Annotated in this window: 17 protein-coding genes; 1 reads left to right on the plus strand and 16 read right to left on the minus strand. The window is 53.2% G+C overall.

The window, feature by feature from the left end:
• Positions 1–5: 5 nt before the first annotated feature.
• The 14 genes from OO731_RS03675 to hrcA all read right to left on the minus strand — a co-directional run bounded on the left by OO731_RS03675 (position 6) and on the right by hrcA (position 14019).
• On the minus strand, positions 6–1283 hold the full coding sequence (locus OO731_RS03675; RefSeq protein WP_264889699.1) for a deoxyguanosinetriphosphate triphosphohydrolase: 1278 nt from the start codon (positions 1281–1283) through the stop codon (positions 6–8).
• On the minus strand, positions 1284–2465 hold the full coding sequence (gene dusB, locus OO731_RS03680; protein ID WP_264889700.1) for a tRNA dihydrouridine synthase DusB: 1182 nt from the start codon (positions 2463–2465) through the stop codon (positions 1284–1286). It abuts the gene before it with no gap.
• 5 nt (positions 2466–2470) lie between these two features.
• Positions 2471–3850 (minus strand): glycine--tRNA ligase, encoded by a 1380-nt coding sequence (locus OO731_RS03685; RefSeq protein ID WP_264889701.1) that lies wholly within the window; start codon positions 3848–3850, stop codon positions 2471–2473.
• Positions 3851–3901: 51 nt separating this feature from the next.
• The gene (locus tag OO731_RS03690) at positions 3902–4687 is read right to left on the minus strand and encodes an isoprenyl transferase (protein WP_264889702.1); all 786 of its coding nucleotides are present in this window, start codon (positions 4685–4687) and stop codon (positions 3902–3904) included.
• On the minus strand, positions 4684–5409 hold the full coding sequence (gene recO, locus OO731_RS03695; protein WP_264889703.1) for a DNA repair protein RecO: 726 nt from the start codon (positions 5407–5409) through the stop codon (positions 4684–4686). Before recO ends, OO731_RS03690 begins: the two co-directional genes overlap by 4 nt.
• Before the next feature lie 28 nt (positions 5410–5437).
• Positions 5438–7174: a 2-isopropylmalate synthase gene (gene leuA / locus OO731_RS03700; RefSeq protein ID WP_264889704.1), complete on the minus strand. Its 1737-nt coding sequence runs from the start codon at positions 7172–7174 to the stop codon at positions 5438–5440.
• Positions 7175–7349: 175 nt separating this feature from the next.
• Positions 7350–8240 (minus strand): GTPase Era, encoded by an 891-nt coding sequence (gene era / locus OO731_RS03705; protein ID WP_138275456.1) that lies wholly within the window; start codon positions 8238–8240, stop codon positions 7350–7352.
• Entirely contained in the window at positions 8240–9370 is a 1131-nt protein-coding gene (locus OO731_RS03710) for a CBS domain-containing protein (protein ID WP_264889705.1), read from the minus strand. The genes era and OO731_RS03710 overlap by 1 nt, the downstream gene beginning before the upstream one ends.
• Entirely contained in the window at positions 9367–9831 is a 465-nt protein-coding gene (gene ybeY / locus OO731_RS03715) for an rRNA maturation RNase YbeY (RefSeq protein ID WP_138275458.1), read from the minus strand. The genes OO731_RS03710 and ybeY overlap by 4 nt, the downstream gene beginning before the upstream one ends.
• Positions 9831–10760, minus strand: coding sequence for a PhoH family protein (locus OO731_RS03720; RefSeq protein WP_264890663.1), 930 nt, complete (start codon positions 10758–10760; stop codon positions 9831–9833). The genes ybeY and OO731_RS03720 overlap by 1 nt, the downstream gene beginning before the upstream one ends.
• Before the next feature lie 52 nt (positions 10761–10812).
• A complete protein-coding gene (locus OO731_RS03725) occupies positions 10813–11148 on the minus strand; it encodes an HIT domain-containing protein (protein ID WP_264889706.1) in 336 nt (111 codons plus the stop codon).
• Positions 11149–11169: 21 nt separating this feature from the next.
• Positions 11170–11904 (minus strand): 16S rRNA (uracil(1498)-N(3))-methyltransferase, encoded by a 735-nt coding sequence (locus tag OO731_RS03730; RefSeq protein WP_264889707.1) that lies wholly within the window; start codon positions 11902–11904, stop codon positions 11170–11172.
• Positions 11905–11906: 2 nt separating this feature from the next.
• A complete protein-coding gene (dnaJ, locus tag OO731_RS03735) occupies positions 11907–12992 on the minus strand; it encodes a molecular chaperone DnaJ (protein WP_264889708.1) in 1086 nt (361 codons plus the stop codon).
• A 7-nt stretch (positions 12993–12999) separates the two neighbouring features.
• A complete protein-coding gene (gene hrcA, locus OO731_RS03740; protein ID WP_264889709.1) occupies positions 13000–14019 on the minus strand; it encodes a heat-inducible transcriptional repressor HrcA in 1020 nt (339 codons plus the stop codon).
• 103 nt (positions 14020–14122) lie between these two features.
• Between hrcA and OO731_RS03745 the strand changes: the two genes are divergently transcribed.
• The gene (locus OO731_RS03745; protein WP_264889710.1) at positions 14123–14479 is read left to right on the plus strand and encodes a DUF4870 domain-containing protein; all 357 of its coding nucleotides are present in this window, start codon (positions 14123–14125) and stop codon (positions 14477–14479) included.
• On the opposite strand, the gene hemW is transcribed toward OO731_RS03745, so the two are convergent.
• Positions 14476–15717, minus strand: coding sequence for a radical SAM family heme chaperone HemW (gene hemW, locus OO731_RS03750; RefSeq protein ID WP_264889711.1), 1242 nt, complete (start codon positions 15715–15717; stop codon positions 14476–14478). The two genes, OO731_RS03745 and hemW, sit on opposite strands and share 4 nt — an antisense overlap.
• Complete coding sequence (gene lepA / locus OO731_RS03755) at positions 15717–17573, minus strand: translation elongation factor 4 (RefSeq protein ID WP_138275465.1); 1857 nt, start codon at positions 17571–17573, stop codon at positions 15717–15719. The genes hemW and lepA overlap by 1 nt, the downstream gene beginning before the upstream one ends.
• Positions 17574–17739: the final 166 nt, after the last annotated feature.

Below are 17739 nucleotides of genomic sequence, written 5' to 3' on the forward strand. Positions count from 1 at the left end.
TTATCCTAGGTCGCATTCGGAGAGCCGACTAAGCGGTGATGCAGGTTGATTGCACTCTGATCGGTGAGAGACGCAACTTGATCAACAATCACACGACGGTGCTCGGCCTCAGTCTTGGCGCCTGCCCAGGCTGCGCGAGAGTAGGCGTCTAGGTGCTGGCCATTTGCATCCAGCAGGGCATCAGCTAACTCAGCGAGCAAGGCACGTTGCCATTCATAAAATGGACGGCGAGACTCGTGAGACATCAGGAATGCCGAGACAATGCCCTTGAGTGTGGCAATTTCTTGTCGAACCGAAACCGGAACCACAATGTTGGCACCGAAACGCGCCATCGAATCACTCGGTGAGGCGTCGACAATGGCATCGATGGTCTGACTGACAAATCGTCCGATCAGGGCGCTACTGAGGTTCTTCAGGGTGCCCTGGGCTTCTGCGCTCTTGTCGTAGTGCTTCAACCAGTAGGTTTCGGCCTTAAGTCGATCCAAGGCTTCACTAAGCTCATCCTCGCTGTAGATACCCAGACTCCACTCGGCGATTTTGGCTACCAGTTCACTACCTGAGCGCACATCACTCAGGACCGAAAGGTCAACGAATCCACCGACAATAGCGTCTTCAAAATCATGAACTGAGTAGGCAACATCATCGGCAAAATCCATGACCTGGGCCTCAACAGACTTAACCCGATACGGGGCGCCTTCTCGAAGCCAATCAAACACCGGCAGGTCATCTTCGTAAACACCAAACTTGATTGAGTGCTCGCGACCCTGAGGGGCATCAGCAAGACTCCACGGATACTTGCAGGTGGCATCTAGGCTGGCACGAGTAAGATTTAGTCCGAGCGAGGTGCCGTCAGGCAGGAAAACTTTTGGTTCGATGCGGGTGAGCAAACGCAGAGTCTGAGCGTTGCCCTCAAACCCACCGATGTTCTCAGACCAGTCGTTCAAGGCCTTTTCACCATTGTGTCCGAACGGCGGATGACCCAAATCATGGGCCAAACAAGCCATGTCAACGATGTCAGCGTTGAGGTTTAGGTCACGTGCCATTTCGCGACCAATCTGAGCCACCTCTAGAGAGTGGGTCAAACGAGTGCGGGCAAAATCTCCACCAGATGGAGAAAGTACTTGAGTCTTGGCACCGAGTCGGCGAAGGGCAGACGAATGAACCACGCGTGCCCGATCGCGGGCAAACTCTCCGCGCCGAGTGCCGCTGGTTCGCTCTTCGGTCAGGAACCGTTCACGATCGAAGTCACTGTAGCCAGGCTCGATTGAGTTTCGAATGTCCATTTAGCCTCCTGAAACTCCGATTTCCGCATCTAGAAGGACCTTACGCTGGTCGCCGATCAACTCACGCGACTGAAGCCAATTTTCTGGGAGTGCGCAAACTTTTGCACCACCCAGTCGTCCACGTGGGCCTTCGGCTTCTTCACCCGGATACGGCTGATCGCGATCGAGTGTTCCCAGAATGTCATCCATGTGTGCCAGCGACTCAACCTGTGCAAGCGAGGCTCTGAATTCCCCACCTACCGGATAACCCTTGAAGTACCAGGCAACGTGCTTGCGAATGTCTCGGCAGGCGTGTTCTTCGCTCTCAAAAAACTCGACTAGAAGCTCGCCGTGACGCTTGAACGCATCAGCAACTTGACCAAGGTTTGGCTGAATCGGCGAAATAGCAGCATTTGAGTTTGGATCACGCTGGTACTCATCGAAGGCCGCCTGAAGGTCTCCAAACAGCCATGGGCGACCCAGGCAACCGCGACCAACTACGACGCCGTCTACCCCGGTTTCACGCATCATTCGAATTGCATCCGCAGCTGACCAAATGTCACCGTTTCCAAGAACCTGGACATCCGGCAGAGACTCTCTGAGCGTTGCGATTGCCTGCCAGTCTGCCTGTCCCGAGTAATACTCCGAAGCTGTTCGGCCGTGCAGAGCAACCGCAGTCACACCGGCATCTCTGGCTGCTTTTCCGGCATCCAGGTAAGTTAGGTGATCCGAATCGATACCTTTGCGCATTTTTACGGTCAGCGGAATATCGCCCGCGGCCTTAACTGCGGCCGTGACAATTGAAGCGAAGAGGTCTTGCTTCCAAGGCAGAGCAGCTCCGCCTCCCTTTCGGGTCACCTTTGGCACCGGGCATCCGAAATTCAAATCGATGTGGTCGGCGCGGTCCTCAGCAACCAGCATGGTTACAGCCTCAGCGATGGTCTTTGGGTCAACACCGTAGAGCTGCACTGAGCGGATGTCTTCGGACTCGTGATGCCCCACGAGTCGCAAAGACTCTTCGGTACGCTCGACGAGCGCCCTAGAAGTGACCATTTCAGAAACAAACAGCCCGCCGCCAAATTCACGACACAGCCGTCGAAAAGCGGTGTTAGTGATGCCAGCCATAGGTGCCAGCACCACCGGGGTTTTAATCCCGATGGAACCGTACTGCAGAGCCGGCTTCTCGCCCAGTTGATCGGTCATGGTTCCTAAGAAACTAGCTTGGCGCCAAGGTATTCGCGCAGCTTAGACAGCGACACGCGCTCCTGCTGCATGGTGTCTCGTTCGCGAACGGTAACTGCCTGGTCATCAAGAGTCTCGAAGTCGACGGTCACACAGAATGGGGTTCCGATCTCGTCCTGACGACGGTATCGGCGACCAATCGCACCCGAGTCATCAAAGTCGATGTTCCAGTAACCACGCAGCTCCTGAGCGAGGTTACGCGCAACTGGCGATAGGTCCTCATTACGAGACAACGGAAGAATAGCGGCCTTAACTGGAGCCAGTCGGTAATCAAGACGGAGAACTGTACGGACGTCTACGCCACCCTTGGTGTTTGGTGCTTCATCCTCAGAATACGCGTCAACCAAGAAGGCCATTAGCGAACGGGTCAGACCCGCAGCTGGCTCAATTACGTAGGGAGTCCAACGCTCACCCTTGGCCTGGTCGAAGTAGCTCAGATCGGTGCCTGATTCACGGGAGTGAGTGGTGAGGTCAAAGTCGGTGCGGTTTGCAATACCTTCAAGCTCGCCAAATTCACTGCCCGGGAAACCGAAGCGATACTCGATGTCGACGGTGCGCTTTGAGTAGTGTGACAGCTTCTCTTTGGCGTGCTCGTAGAGGCGCAGGTTGTCTGGATTGATACCCAAATCGGTGTACCAATTCATACGCTGTTCAATCCAATAGTCGTGCCATTCTTCGTCGGTTCCAGGCTCGACAAAGAATTCCATCTCCATCTGCTCGAACTCGCGAGTACGGAAGATGAAGTTTCCAGGTGTGATCTCGTTTCGGAATGACTTTCCGATTTGACCGATTCCAAACGGAGGCTTCATTCGAGCTGCACCAAGAACATTGGCGAAGTTAACAAAAATGCCCTGCGCAGTCTCTGGACGAAGGTAGTGAAGCCCTTCCTCAGCTGCTACCGGACCCAAGAAGGTTTGTAGCAATCCATTGAAGGCCTTCGGCTCAGTCCAGATGTCCTTGCCGCCGCAGTTCGGGCAGGCAATGTCAGCCATGCTCCCAGGAGCACGGCCCTTTTTCTCTTCGAAGGCTTCTTCTAGGTGATCCTGACGGAAGCGCTTGTGGCAGCTGGTGCACTCAATTAGAGGGTCTGAGAACTCACGAACGTGGCCAGATGCCTCCCAGACCTTGCGAGGCAGGATTACTGACGAGTCAAGTCCAACAATGTCTTCGCGGCTCTGTACTACAGTCCGCCACCACTGCTTTTTGATGTTCTCTTTGAGTTCAACACCAAGTGGTCCGTAATCCCAAGCCGAGCGGCTTCCGCCGTAAATCTCGCCAGCCTGGAAAACAAATCCGCGACGTTTTGCGAGAGAAATTACTGAATCTAGACGATTTGGGGTAGCCACTTAAACTCCTTGCCCAAGCTGGATGCCTGGCACTTGTTCGAAGTTCTTAGTCTACTTTGAAGCCTGGGATTTTGGCTGATCTACAGCGCCACCAAATCTTCTATCTCGCTGGTGATAGTGCCCGATGGCAGCCCACAAAGAGGTTCGATCAAAGTCTGGCCAGAGGGTATCCATAAAAACAAATTCCGCATAGGCAGACTGCCAAAGTAGAAAGTTTGAGGTGCGCTGCTCCCCCGAGCTTCGAAGGAACAAATCAACATCTGGCAGGTAGTTGGTGTTGAGATACTTCTGAATGGTGCGCTCTGACACTGCGCTAGCCTTTAGCTTGCCTGATTCAACATCGGTTGCAATTGCCTTCACAGCGTCGGCGATCTCAATTCGTGACCCATAATTCACACACATAGTCAGAGTCAGCGTCGTGTTCTTTTCGGTCAACTTTTCGGCTGCTCTAAGCTCATCGATCACCGATAACCAAAGCCGCGGCCTGCGACCAGCCCAGCGAATCCGGACACCCCAGGAATTCAGTTGGTCGCGACGCTTTCGAAGCACCTCGCGGTTGAAGCCCATAAGAAAACGAACCTCGTCAGGTGAACGCTTCCAATTCTCGGTAGAAAACGCGTAGACCGTGAGGTACTTAACCCCGGCTTCAATCGCGCCGGCAACAACGTCAAGCAAGGCCGCCTCACCGGCTTTATGCCCCTCTACCCGAGTGAGTCCGCGTTGGTTGGCCCATCGGCCGTTGCCATCCATAACAATGGCAATGTGCTGCGGCACAGATCCGGGCACAAAACTTGGCACGGTTACGCCCGGCTTGGCTACTGAATCAAAAGTACTCATTGACGTTCCACGTGTTGAAGGGACTTTAGTCCGCGCTCGATGTGCCACTGACTATAAGCAGCAACGATACCCGATGCTGCGGAGCGAATACCGTCAGGAGCAGCCTCAACTACTTCCCACTCGCCAGACAACAGCGCTCCAAGCATGACCGCGGTTTGCTGGTCAATCACTGCCGCACCTGCTGGCCGGCAATCACGACAAACCACGCCGCCGAGCTGCATCACAAACGCCTGATGAGGTCCTGGAGCGGAACAACGAGAGCAGTCAACAAAGTTTGGAGCCCAACCCGCAATTGCCAGTGCACGAAGGAGATAAGAATCTAATACCAATGAGGCAGCATGTTCACGGTTGGCCAGTGACCTGAGCGCACCAACCAACAGCAAATACTGCTGAGGACTTGAGTCATCACCGGTAAGTTTTTCGGCGGTTTCAACCATCGCGGTTGCAGCGGTGTAGGCAGGGTAATCGGCAATTATTTCGCGGCCGTAGGCCCCAATAGTTTCAACCTGATTGACGACATCGAGTGTGCGACCCTCATAAAACTGAGCTTCAACAACCATGAACGGCTCAAGACGGGCACCGAACTTTGAACCGGTTCGGCGAACACCCTTGGCTACAGCCCTGATTTGCCCGTTGTACCTCGACAAAAGCGTGACGATGCGGTCAGCCTCACCCAACTTGTGGGTACGCAGCACAACCGCTTCATCTCTGTATAAAGGCACAGAGCAAGTATCCGACTAATTGTCCTGATTAGTCGCGAATGGCTCGGTTCACCGCGGAAATAACCGCCTTGAGAGACGCAGTCGAGATGTCGCCATCAATACCAACACCCCAAAGTGTCTTTCCGTTGACCTCTAGCTCGACGTAGGCAGCAGCCTGAGCGTCGCCACCCTCACTCAAGGTGTGTTCAACATAGTCGAGCAGGCGAACTTCGACGCCCTGCTGACTCAAGACACTCAAGAAAGCTGAAATCGGGCCGTTACCGGTACCGTGTGCTTCCAACTCGCCAGTTCCATCACGCAACACGATGTCAAGGTCGACAGTGCCGTTCATGTCGCTGGCGGTGCGCATCTTTTTGAGCTCGAAACGGCCCCACTTAAGGTCAATTCGGTCCGCAGGGGCCGGCAAGTACTCATCGGTGAAGATGTCCCAAAGCATGGCTGATGAGACTTCGCCGCCCTTTTCATCGGTGCGGTTTTGAACCACGCGCGAGAACTCAATCTGAAGCTTTCTAGGTAGGTCTAGGTGGTGATCGGTCTTCAAAAGATAAGCCACGCCACCCTTACCCGACTGTGAATTCACACGGATAACAGCCTCGTATGAACGACCAACGTCCTTAGGGTCGATTGGCAGGTAAGGAACGGCCCAAACCAAGTCGTCGACCGACACGCCCTTGTCATCAGCCTCTTTGGCCATGAGCTCGAAGCCCTTTTTGATAGCGTCCTGGTGCGAACCTGAGAACGCTGTGTAAACCAAATCTCCACCGTAAGGAGCGCGTTCTGGCACGGCCAATTGGTTGCAGTACTCCACTGTCCGCTTAATCTCGTCTAGATCACTGAAGTCGATGTGAGGGTCAATACCCTGACTGAAGAGGTTCATACCCAGAGTGATTAGGTCTACGTTTCCAGTACGCTCGCCGTTTCCGAACAGGCAGCCCTCAATACGGTCGGCACCGGCCATGTATCCGAGCTCAGCCGCGGCAACTGCAGTTCCACGGTCATTGTGCGGGTGCAACGAAATCAGAACGCTGTCGCGTCGGGCGATGTTTCGGCTCATCCATTCGATGGAGTCAGCGTAAACATTCGGAGTTGCCATCTCTACCGTTGCCGGTAGGTTGATGACCATCTTGTGATCCGGCTTTGGATCTAGAACCTCGATGACGGCATTGCAAACCTCAACCGCATACTCGAGCTCGGTGCCGGTGTATGACTCTGGAGAGTACTCGTAGTAAACGTCGGTTTCAGGAATCAGCGACTCCATCGAGCGGCATTTGCGAGCACCCGAGAGTGCGATCTCCATGATGCCCTGTTTGTCCTGATTGAAAACCACTCGGCGCTGAAGAACTGAAGTTGAGTTGTAGAAGTGCACGATTGCCTTCTTGGCACCCTTTAGCGACTCGTAGGTGCGCTCAATAAGCGCATCGCGGGCCTGAGTGAGCACCTGAATCGTCACATCTTCTGGGATGTGCCCATCTTCAATTAGTAGACGAACGAAATCAAAGTCAGTCTGGCTGGCCGATGGAAATCCAACCTCGATCTCCTTGTAGCCCATTTTGACTAAAAGTTTGAACATCTTGAGCTTGCGCTCCGGACTCATCGGGTCAATCAAGGCTTGGTTGCCATCGCGAAGGTCAACTGCGCACCAGCGCGGAGCCTCAGAAATTACTTTGTTCGGCCAGGTGCGGTCTGGAAGCGAAACCGCAATTTGCTCGTGAAATGGTACATATTTGTGAACCGGCATTCCCGAAGGACGCTGTGTGTTTTCCATGATGTTCTCCTGTTGACCCGAGAGCTAAAACTATGCCTTCGGACTAAAAATGTGGGCCAATTCAATGGCGTGAGTGCGACCAGCAAAAAGCTCCGCAACGAGGAAGGCCGGGTTAGGCCTCGTTGCGGCCGCTAAGCAGGAGCGAGAACACACTTTTAGAGTAGACCTGAAATCCCTAGAATCCAAGTTTCCCAAGCTGTTTTGGATCGCGCTGCCACTCTGATGCAACCTTTACCCGCAGTCCCAGAAACACCTTGTGCCCGATTAGCTTTTCGATTTCTAGTCGTGAGCGCTTTCCGACATCAATTAGTCGTGAGCCCTTGTGGCCAATGATGATGCCTTTTTGACTGTCTCGCTCAACAAAAATGTTGGCATGGATGTCGGTAAGGTTCTGACCCTTACGCTTTGACATTTCATCGATGGTGACAGCGATTGAGTGAGGCAACTCATCACGAACACCTTCGAGCGCAGCCTCACGAATCAATTCGCAGATGCGATTCTCAAGTGTCTCGTCGGTAACAGCCTCTGGCGGATAAAGAGCCGGCGATTCAGGCAGCAGGTCGATTAGCACCTTCGTCAAAACTTCAAGTTGGTCCTCGGCGACTGCGGAAACCGGAACGATTGCACGCCAATCACGCAACTCAGCCACGGCTATCAGCTGCCTAGCCAGCTCCTCAGGACTAACCAGTTCTGATTTTGTGACGATTGCCACAAGCTTGGCCCTTCTGAACTCGTTCAGCTGCTCATTGATGAACTGGTCACCCGGACCAATTTTTTCGTTGGCTGGGATGCAAAACCCAATCACGTCGACGTCGCCGAGGGTTTGCTCGACTAGATCATTGAGGCGCTGTCCAAGTAGCGTGCGAGGTCGGTGTAAACCTGGAGTGTCAACAAGGATGAGTTGACCAAAATCACGGTGGACGATTCCTCGAATCGCACGGCGAGTGGTCTGCGGCTTGGCACTGGTGATGGCGATCTTCTCGCCCACCAAAGCGTTGGTCAAAGTTGACTTACCCACGTTTGGGCGCCCAACGAATGATGCAAATCCTGAACGGTGCTCGCTCATTAGTTCTCCTGATCCAGTTGCTCAAAGGCAGACTGGGCGTCAGCCAAACTCTGTGCTTTCTGCACGATTACCGAGGTTAGTCGCTTTCGCTTACCTTCAATTCGCTCTGCGGTGATGTTCAGGCCAGAAACGGTTACCTCATCTTTGAATTTAGGCAATCTGCCCAAGGCCTTGGCCAGAAGTCCGCCGATGCTATCAACGTCCTCATCTTCGAGTTCAAGCTCAAGATTCTCGCCCAGATCGCTGAGCGGAAAGCGCGCATTCACTCGGTAGCGGCCGTCACCAAGATCTACAAAGTCCAAGTCGTCGCGGTCGTATTCATCGCTGATTTCGCCGACGATTTCCTCGATCACATCCTCCATGGTTGCCAGACCGGCAACTCCCCCGTACTCGTCAATTACAACGGCGATGTGGGTTGAGGAGAGTTGCATTTCGCGCAGTAGATCATCTACCTGTTTTGATTCAGGTACAAAGATGACTGGCCGGGCAACGGTGCTTGCCTTTCGTTTGGCCATCACGCTCGGGCTTTCATGCAGCAGTCGAGCCACATCTTTCATGTACAAAATGCCGCTAATGTCATCGATGTTCTTGCCAACTACAGGCAACCGCGAGTAACCGCGTTTTAGAAAAACACCCATTGCATCTCGAAGCTCAACGTCGGCGGCTACCGTTGCCATGTCGACTCGCGGAACCATAATCTCGCGAACGATGGTCTCGCTGAACTCTTCCACTGAATCTAGGAGTTCCTGCTCAAACTCTTCTGGCTCTTCACTCTTCGGCAAAGAAATCGGGGTGAAGACCAGGTGAATCGAACGAATTAGTGGCGCGGCAGACTGAGCAAGCGATTTGATTATCTCTGCCTGACCAAGGCGCTTGGCAGCAAACTGACTGCCGATTAGCAGTGCAAACATCCAGAAGCTGGCAATTAGGGCACCCTGCCACCAACTCCAACCCAACGGGCTAACGCTTTGGCCAACCACCACACCAAATATTCCGGTGAGGCTCAGTCGCACAAAACCTAGTGATTCAGCTTGCGGGTCTTCATTGGCTTCTAAAGCCGCCTTGAGAACGGCCGTCACAGTCGTCAAGACGGCCAGAATGACCGCTATCCAGATTGCGAGAATGATCAACGACTAGCACCTTCAGACGCATAGAAACTTTCGAGAATTTCACGCTGAAGTCCAAACATTTCTTTTTCTTCATCTGGTTCGGCGTGGTCATACCCAAGCAGGTGGAGTATTCCGTGGGTGGTCAGAAGCAAGACCTCGTTTATTGTCTCGTGCCCGGCAGCAAGGGCTTGCTTGGCTGCCACCTGCGGGCAAATGACGATGTCGCCGAGGAGCCCGGCTGGAGTTGGCTCGAGTTCCGTCCCAGGTCGAAGCTCATCCATCGGGAAACTGAGGACATCAGTTGGGCCTGGCTCATCCATCCACTCAATGTGGAGTGTCTCCATAGCGGGCTCATCAACAAACACAATTGCTAGGTCAGCTTTGGGATGAATGTAGAGAACGTCAAGTGCATGGGTTGCCAGGCTTAGTACTCGAGCCTCATCGACCTCAATCTCAGTCTCGTTATTGATTTCGATACTCATTATTTCTTGGCTCCAGGCTTCAGTTTGGACTCGTCATACTTCGAATAGGCATCGACAATTTTTGAAACGAGGGTGTGACGAACCACATCCTCAGAGGTTAGGGTTGCAAAGTACATGTCCTCGAGATCGCTTAAAACCTCCACGGCTGTCCGCAGACCAGAGGCTCCGGTTGGCAGGTCAATCTGGGTGATGTCACCGGTCACGACCATTTTGGAATTGAATCCCAATCGGGTCAGGAACATCTTCATTTGCTCTGGTGTGGTGTTTTGCGCTTCATCGAGGATGATGAACGAATCGTTTAGAGTACGGCCACGCATGTAGGCCAACGGCGCAACTTCGATGGTTCCTGCTGCCATTAGCTTTGGAACAGCTTCTGAATCAAGCATCTCGTGAAGTGCATCGAAAAGTGGCCTTAGATAAGGATCAATCTTGTCGTTGAGGGTTCCAGGCAGAAATCCAAGTCGCTCACCGGCTTCAACCGCCGGCCTAGTCAAAATAATGCGACTGACTTCTTTGCGTTGCAGCGCCTGAACCGCTTTGGCCATGGCCAGGTAGGTCTTTCCAGTTCCAGCCGGACCAATTCCAAAAACCACTGTGTGATCATCAATGGCGTCCACATAGTTCTTTTGCCCAAGAGTTTTTGGCCTAATGCTCTTACCCCGCGAGCTCAGAATGCTCTGGCTCAGAACATCGGCGGGTTTGATGTCGGTACTCAGCATCTTGGCAGAACGGGTCAGGTCTTGAGGAACCAATTCTTTACCCGCGATGATCATGGCAATCATTTCCTCAATGAGGCTCTTCGCTGCGGCAACTTGGCTGGCTGGACCATTGATGGCTATCGAATTTCCGCGGGCGTGCACATCAACATCTGGATAGGTTAGCTCCAGCGTCTTTAGGAGCCTGTCCTCGGTTCCAAAAAGCGCCACCATCGGCACTCCCTGTACCTCAAGGATCTCGGTGCGTGATTTATCGGCCGAAGAATTAGGCAACCTGCTCCTTAGGTGTTGTGCTGGTTATGTGACCGTGTGCGTGGAATACCGTTTGACCGGCCTCGACTCCGGTGTTGAAAGTGAGGCGGAACGAGCCGGTGGATACATCTGAGGCGATGCGAGACCCCAACTGCACCAAATCAACCAGGTAGTCTGTGGCCTCGGCGGCCAACTCGGCAACATTTTCATGATGCTGCTTTGGGATCACCAAGATGTGAATTGGCTGCTTGGGAGCAATGTCCCAAAAGGCCAAAGAGAGCTCGGTTTCAGCAACAATCTTTGCTGGAATCTCTTTTGCGGCAATTTTGCAAAAAATGCAGTCAATCATGGTGTCAGTCTACTTCTGCGGTCAGGACCAGAGCCCAAGCTTGGCTTGGATAACGGCTATCGCAGCAACACCCGCCGTTGAGGTGCGCAAAATGGGCGCACCGAGGTTCACTCGCGTTGCGCCGGCCTCTTCAAAAAGTGCCAATTCAGAATCACTGATGCCACCCTCTGGGCCAACCACAATTGCCACGTTCTCCCCGGATAAATCAACATTGCCAAGGCCCACTTTGGCCGTTGGATCTAGAACTAACACGAGATCGAAGGAACCTATCATTGTCGCCAGTTGCTTTGATGACACTGGCTGAGCAACCACCGGTTCAAATACCCGCAGGGATTGTTTGGCCGCTTCGGCAACAATCGTCTGCCAGCGCTCTACGCCTTTGGATACTTTTGCACCTTCCCACCGCGAGATAGAACGCTCTGATTGCCAAGGAACGATGCCCCAGGCGCCCAATTCGGTGGCTGCCTGGATTGCAAGTTCATCGCGGTCACCTTTGGCAAGTGCCTGAATCAGGGTCAACTTTGCTTCCGGTTCAGACTCAAGAATCACCTCTGAGATTCGAACGGTCAGGCTATTTTGAGCCAATGAGTCCACCAAACCGCGAACTCGAGTTCCTCGCCCATCAGTCAGCTGAATTCCCTCGCCAACTCGCATCCTGCGGACCGAAACGGCGTGCTTTCCCTCTGAACCTGAAAGAGTAATGATGCCATCAACAACCGGGCTACCCAAGGTTGTTTTAAACAGCGGTTCAACCATGATTAGTTCTTCCGTCGTCCGGCAAAGAAACCGTGAGTCTGTTCGACCAACTTGATCGAATCAGACTTGCGCATGGCCGCAAGCTTTCGAATCAGTTCCTTCTGTTTGGAGTCAAGCTTGGTTGGTGTCGAAACTTGAACCCGAATTTTCAAATCACCGCGTCCAGAAGCCCGAAGTCGCTGAACACCCTTGCCCTTGACGGTAATAATGTCGCCAGTCTGCTGCCCCGGCTCAATCTCGATTGATTGAGGACCATCAAAAGTCTCAATTTTGGTCAATGCACCCAAGATGGCATCCTGCATCGGCACCACCAGGACACAGGTGAGGTCATCACCCTGTCGACCGAAAATGTCGTGCTCACGAACCGAGATGTCAACGTACAGGTCTCCGTTTGGACCGCCTGCGAAACCCACCTCGCCCTGGCTAGCAAGTTGAAGACGCAAACCGTCCTCAACTCCAGCGGGAATGTTTAGGTCAAGCGAACGGCGGGCTCTAACTCTTCCTTGTCCGCGACAGTCAAGACAAGGCTCCGGGATTACCTGACCGTACCCGCGGCATGTTCCACAGGGCTGAGAGGTAACAACATTGCCAAGAAGTGATCGAACCTGTCGCTGGATTTGTCCGGTTCCTCGACAAATATCACAAACCGCCATAGAGGTACCTGGTCGGCAGCAACTTCCTGAGCAGGTTTCACAAATTACGGCGGTGTCAACCTCGATTTCTTTGGCCACACCAAAAGTGACCTCTTCAAGAGTTAGCTCCACTCGGATAAGCGCATCCTGCCCACGCTCGGCACGCGACTTTGGCCCGCGTTGGCTTGAACCGCCGAAGAAGGTGTCAAAAATGTCGCCAAATCCGAATCCACCCGAACCACCGAATGGATCCTGTCCGCCCATGTCGTATTGACGTCGAGAATTGGCATCGCTCAACACCTCATAGGCGTGGGTCACCGACTTAAATCGCTCCTGCGCCTCAGGTGCCGGGTTGACATCCGGGTGCAGTTCACGAGCTAACTTTCGGTAAGCCTTCTTGATTTGGTCCTCGGATGCATCGCGTGCGACACCCAAAACCTCGTAGTGATCAGCCAAAAGTTCCTCAGTTTCCTAGTGCTTTGGTCAAGTAACGTGCCACGGCTCGCACTGACGCAATGTTTGATGAATAGTCCATTCGAGTCGGCCCAATGACGCCCAACTTGGCAATCTCACTGCCCTGATTTTCATATCCGCTGACAACAACCGAGGCACCAGCAAGTCCCTCGAAGGAGTTTTCTCGGCCAATTCGCACGCTCACTCCATGCTGCTCTGCCTGCATTTCCGAAATCAACTTGAGCAGAACCACCTGCTCCTCAATAGCTTCAAGTACCGGAGAAATACTTCCCGGGAAGTCCTGCTCGCGCCTAGCAAGATTTGCGGCCCCGGCCAAAATAATCTTCTCTTGACGGTTTGCATCGACTTGTTCAATCAGGCTGGCGCAAATTGAACCAACTTGCTGGGCAAAGCGTGGCTCAAAAAACTTGTCCAAACCACTGAGCTTCTCGGCTACAGCGCTCAGAGCTAAACCGGTCAAAAGGGTGTTGAGTCTTGCCCTCAGTTCACCCACGAATCCTTCATCGATGGTTTGCCCCAATTCAACAACGTGCTGTTGAATACGGCCGCTGTCAGTGATCAGCACCATAAGAATGCGGGTGTCAGAGGCGGGAATGAGCTCGATGTGCCGAACGGTTGCCTTGCCAAGTGTTGGGTACTGAACCATAGCGACCTGATTGGTCAGCTGTGAGAGCAACCGGACAGTCCTACCGAGAGTTTCATCCAAGTCTGCACTGCCGGTCATGAAACTTTTGATAGCCAGGCGCTCAGCAGTGTTGAGCGGTTTTACCTCGTTAAGGCGATCAACAAAGACTCGATAGCCTTTATCGGTTGGAACACGACCGGCCGAAGTGTGCGGCGCATGAATCAGGTTCTCTTCTTCTAGAAACGCCATATCATTGCGAATCGTGGCTGCCGAGACGCCAAATGAGTGCCGCTCAACAAGAGATTTTGAACCCACCGGCTCCTTGGTTGCGATGTAGTCCTGAACAATCGCTCGCAAAACCTCGAGGCTTCTATCCGGTATCAAGATGGCCTCTCTTTCGCTAGCACTCGATGTCCTTGAGTGCCAATATTAGCCTGTGGTGGGCCGATTCCATAGACTGAAACGGCTAGGTAAAGGGGTAGAAATCATGTCAGACACAAACGAGTACAAATCTGCGGGTAATCAATTCTCTAAAGAGGAAGAGAAACTTTGGTCGGTCCTGGTACATGCTGTTGCAATTGTGTTTGAGTTCTTTGCCCCAGTACTTGGATTTCTGCTTTTCAGAGACAAGGGGCCTTTCATTCGTCACCACGTGACCGAGTCACTCAACTTTGGCCTAACGATGGTGGTCTTTGCTATCGGCCTAGCGATTTCAGTTATCGGTTGGTTGGTAATTTGGGCGTTGCCAATCTACTGGACAATTTTTAGGATTGTCGCTTCCTATCGAGCCAGCCAGGGAGACTTCTATCGCTACCCGCTGACTATCCGATTCGTCAAGAACTAGTCCAGTAGTTTTCTAACCAGAGAATCGGCTAATAATCGTCCCTTGAGCGTCAGCCGGATTTGACCATTAATCGCCGCTCCCGGCTCGATTAAGCCGTCGGCAATGAATCCAGCGATCAACTCCACTGCGTGCTTGCTAACTGTTTTGGCCAGGTCGACAGAAAGACCTTCGTAAATTCTGACCTCGAGGAGAATTCTCTCCTCAAGGCGTGTCCTCTCCGACAAGACTTCCCGACCAGCAGCCGGCGAGTTTCCGGACGTCAGAGATGCCGAATAGGCACTCGGATGCTTCTGATTCCACCAACGCACCCCCCCGAAATGACTGTGAGCACCGGGGCCGTAACCCCACCAGTCCTGCCCCTGCCAGTAGGCCAGATTATGCCTCGAGGCGTTTTCGACGCCAGCTGCTTCCTTTGCCCAATTACTAACCTCGTACCACTTGAATCCAGCATCTTTTAGCAACTGATCGGCCAGCTCGTACTTATCTGCCTGCAAATCTTCATCGGGCTCATCGAGCTCACCGCTTCGAATCTGCCGCGCCAATTTAGTGCCCGGTTCTACGATCAGGGCGTATGCAGAAACGTGATCGGGTTCCATGCTCAGTGCGGCCATGATGCTTTCGCGCCACTGCTCTAGGGTCTCGCCCGGTGCTCCGTAAATTAGGTCTACAGAGGTCGCCAGCCCAGCAGCTTTAGCGGCCTCGATGGCGGCCGGGACGTTTGCCGGATTATGTGTGCGCTCCAAAGTGGCCAGGACCGATGGAACAGCCGACTGCATGCCGAAGGATACTCGGGTGAATCCGCCCGCCTTGAGAGCCTGAAGGTATTCGAGGTCAACGGTATCGGGGTTGGCCTCAGTGGTTATTTCTGCGGCGTCGGAAATACCGAACGCAGAGTCGAGTGAACCGAGAATCTTGACTAGATCTGAGGCCGGCAATTGCGTAGGAGTTCCGCCACCAAAAAATACCGTGGAAAGTACTCGTTTCTGGATGCCGGTTCGAGCTAGAACACCCTGGCTAAAAGTAATCTCAGAAATTAAGACGTCTGCATACTCAGATTGGCTCGCGCCATCGAGCTCGGAAGCTGTATAGGTATTGAAATCGCAGTAACCGCAACGGACACGACAAAAGGGAATGTGCACATAGGCATGGAGACTTCTGTGTTCAGCACCCTCGCCTGCTTGTGCCGGCAAACTGCCGTCACTTGGGGCGGGTTCGCCAATTGGCAGTGGTCCGGCCACTACTTCTTCTTCTCGCCCTTTTTCTCGCCATCGGTCGATAGCGCGGCAATGAATGCCTCTTGCGGCACTTCAACGCGACCAATGGTCTTCATGCGCTTCTTACCCTCTTTTTGCTTCTCAAGAAGTTTGCGCTTACGGCTGATGTCACCGCCGTAACACTTGGCAAGAACATCTTTACGCATAGCCCTGATTGACTCGCGGGCAATAATTCTGGCACCGATGGCAGCCTGAATTGGGACTTCGAACTGCTGGCGCGGGATCAACTCGCGTAGCTTGCCGGTGATCATGACACCGTAGGCATAAGCCTTTTCTCGGTGCACGATTGCGCTAAAGGCATCAACCTGTTCACCCTGAAGAAGCAGGTCAACCTTGACTAGATCTCCTTCTTCAAGACCGATTTCCTCGTAGTCGAGAGATCCGTAACCGGCGGTCTTGCTCTTCAGCTGGTCAAAGAAGTCAAAAACAATCTCGGCCAGCGGAAGGGTGTATCGAAGTTGAACGCGGTCTTCACCCAGATACTGCATGTCGATCATGGTGCCACGGCGACTCTGGCAGAGCTCCATGATGGTACCGACGTAGTCTTTCGGGCTCAGAATTGTGGCACGCACAATCGGCTCGAGGATCTTCTTAATTTTTCCGCCAGGGAATTCACTCGGGTTGGTGACGGTAATCTCGTCGCCGTTCTCAAGGGTTACCTCGTAGACCACCGATGGAGCCGTGGCAATCAGGTCCAGCCCAAACTCGCGCTCAAGACGTTCGGTGACGATCTCTAGGTGCAATAGGCCCAGGAATCCAATTCGGAATCCGAAACCGAGAGCTACCGAGGTTTCTGGCTCGTAGACCAGTGCGGCGTCTGAAAGCTTGAGCTTGTCCAACGCTTCGCGCAAGACTGGGTAGTCGGATCCATCAATCGGATACACGCCCGAGAAAACCATTGGCTTTGGGTCCGCATAACCCTTTAGCGGCTCAGTTGCCGGGTTTAGCTTGGTGGTAACCGTGTCACCGACCTTGGACTGACGAACGTCCTTCACACCGGTGATCAAGTAACCGACCTCACCGACTCCAAGGCCCTTGGTAGGTTCTGGTTCTGGTGAAGAAACACCGATCTCCAGCGCTTCGTGGACCGCTTTAGTAGACATCATGGTGATTTGCTCACGTGGCTTGAGCTGCCCGTCAATCATGCGGATGTAAGTAACTACGCCACGATAACTGTCATAAACCGAGTCAAAGATCATCGCGCGAGCCGGCGCATTCGGGTCACCAACTGGCGCAGGCACCTCGTTGACAATCAGGTCAAGCAGCGAGTCAACACCCATACCGGTTTTTCCTGAGACGCGAAGGCAATCTTCAGGATTTCCACCGATTAGGTTGGCCAGCTCCTCCGCATACTTTTCTGGCTGTGCAGCTGGGAGGTCAATTTTGTTTAGGACTGGAATGATCTTGAGGTCATTTTCCATCGCCAAGTAAAGGTTGGCCAGGGTCTGGGCCTCGATACCCTGAGCAGCATCAACCAGAAGAACAGCTCCCTCACAGGCGGCCAATGAACGAGACACCTCGTAGGTGAAGTCAACGTGCCCAGGTGTGTCAATCATGTTGAGCGCGTAGGTTTTGCCATCCATCTCCCAAGGCATGCGAACAGCCTGGGACTTGATCGTGATTCCGCGCTCACGTTCGATGTCCATGCGGTCCAAGTACTGGGCACGCATAGAACGGTCGTCGACGACACCGGTTAGCTGAAGCATTCGGTCAGCCAAAGTTGACTTACCGTGATCAATGTGGGCGATGATGCAGAAATTGCGAATCATCGCTGGATCGGTCTTTGCCGGTTCTAGACGGGTGGTTGCGCGTGGCGACAAAAGAAACCTCTAATTAGATTGAAGAAAGGGACCGCTCAGCGGTTTCTCTATTCTCTCACATGCTCGACGGCACTCCGAGGGATTTACTTGCCGATTACCGCATACTGCTGGTAGCATTAGAGGTCGAGACGGATGAAGTAATCATCCAAATCCCACAAGTTTTGAA

Source organism: Rhodoluna sp. KAS3 (assembly GCF_026000575.1).
Taxonomy (GTDB): Bacteria; Actinomycetota; Actinomycetes; order Actinomycetales; family Microbacteriaceae; genus Rhodoluna.

Bases quoted from the DNA above. Each gene is read 5' to 3' on its own strand.
- OO731_RS03675 (WP_264889699.1), bottom strand. From the start codon at position 1,283: ATGGACATTCGAAACTCAATCGAGCCTGGCTACAGTGACTTCGATCGT.
- dusB (WP_264889700.1), bottom strand. From the start codon at position 2,465: ATGACCGATCAACTGGGCGAGAAGCCGGCTCTGCAGTACGGTTCCATC.
- OO731_RS03690 (WP_264889702.1), bottom strand. From the start codon at position 4,687: ATGAGTACTTTTGATTCAGTAGCCAAGCCGGGCGTAACCGTGCCAAGT.
- leuA (WP_264889704.1), bottom strand. From the start codon at position 7,174: ATGGAAAACACACAGCGTCCTTCGGGAATGCCGGTTCACAAATATGTA.
- era (WP_138275456.1), bottom strand. From the start codon at position 8,240: ATGAGCGAGCACCGTTCAGGATTTGCATCATTCGTTGGGCGCCCAAAC.
- ybeY (WP_138275458.1), bottom strand. From the start codon at position 9,831: ATGAGTATCGAAATCAATAACGAGACTGAGATTGAGGTCGATGAGGCT.
- OO731_RS03720 (WP_264890663.1), bottom strand. From the start codon at position 10,760: ATGGTGGCGCTTTTTGGAACCGAGGACAGGCTCCTAAAGACGCTGGAG.
- OO731_RS03725 (WP_264889706.1), bottom strand. From the start codon at position 11,148: ATGATTGACTGCATTTTTTGCAAAATTGCCGCAAAAGAGATTCCAGCA.
- OO731_RS03730 (WP_264889707.1), bottom strand. From the start codon at position 11,904: ATGGTTGAACCGCTGTTTAAAACAACCTTGGGTAGCCCGGTTGTTGAT.
- OO731_RS03745 (WP_264889710.1), top strand. From the start codon at position 14,123: ATGTCAGACACAAACGAGTACAAATCTGCGGGTAATCAATTCTCTAAA.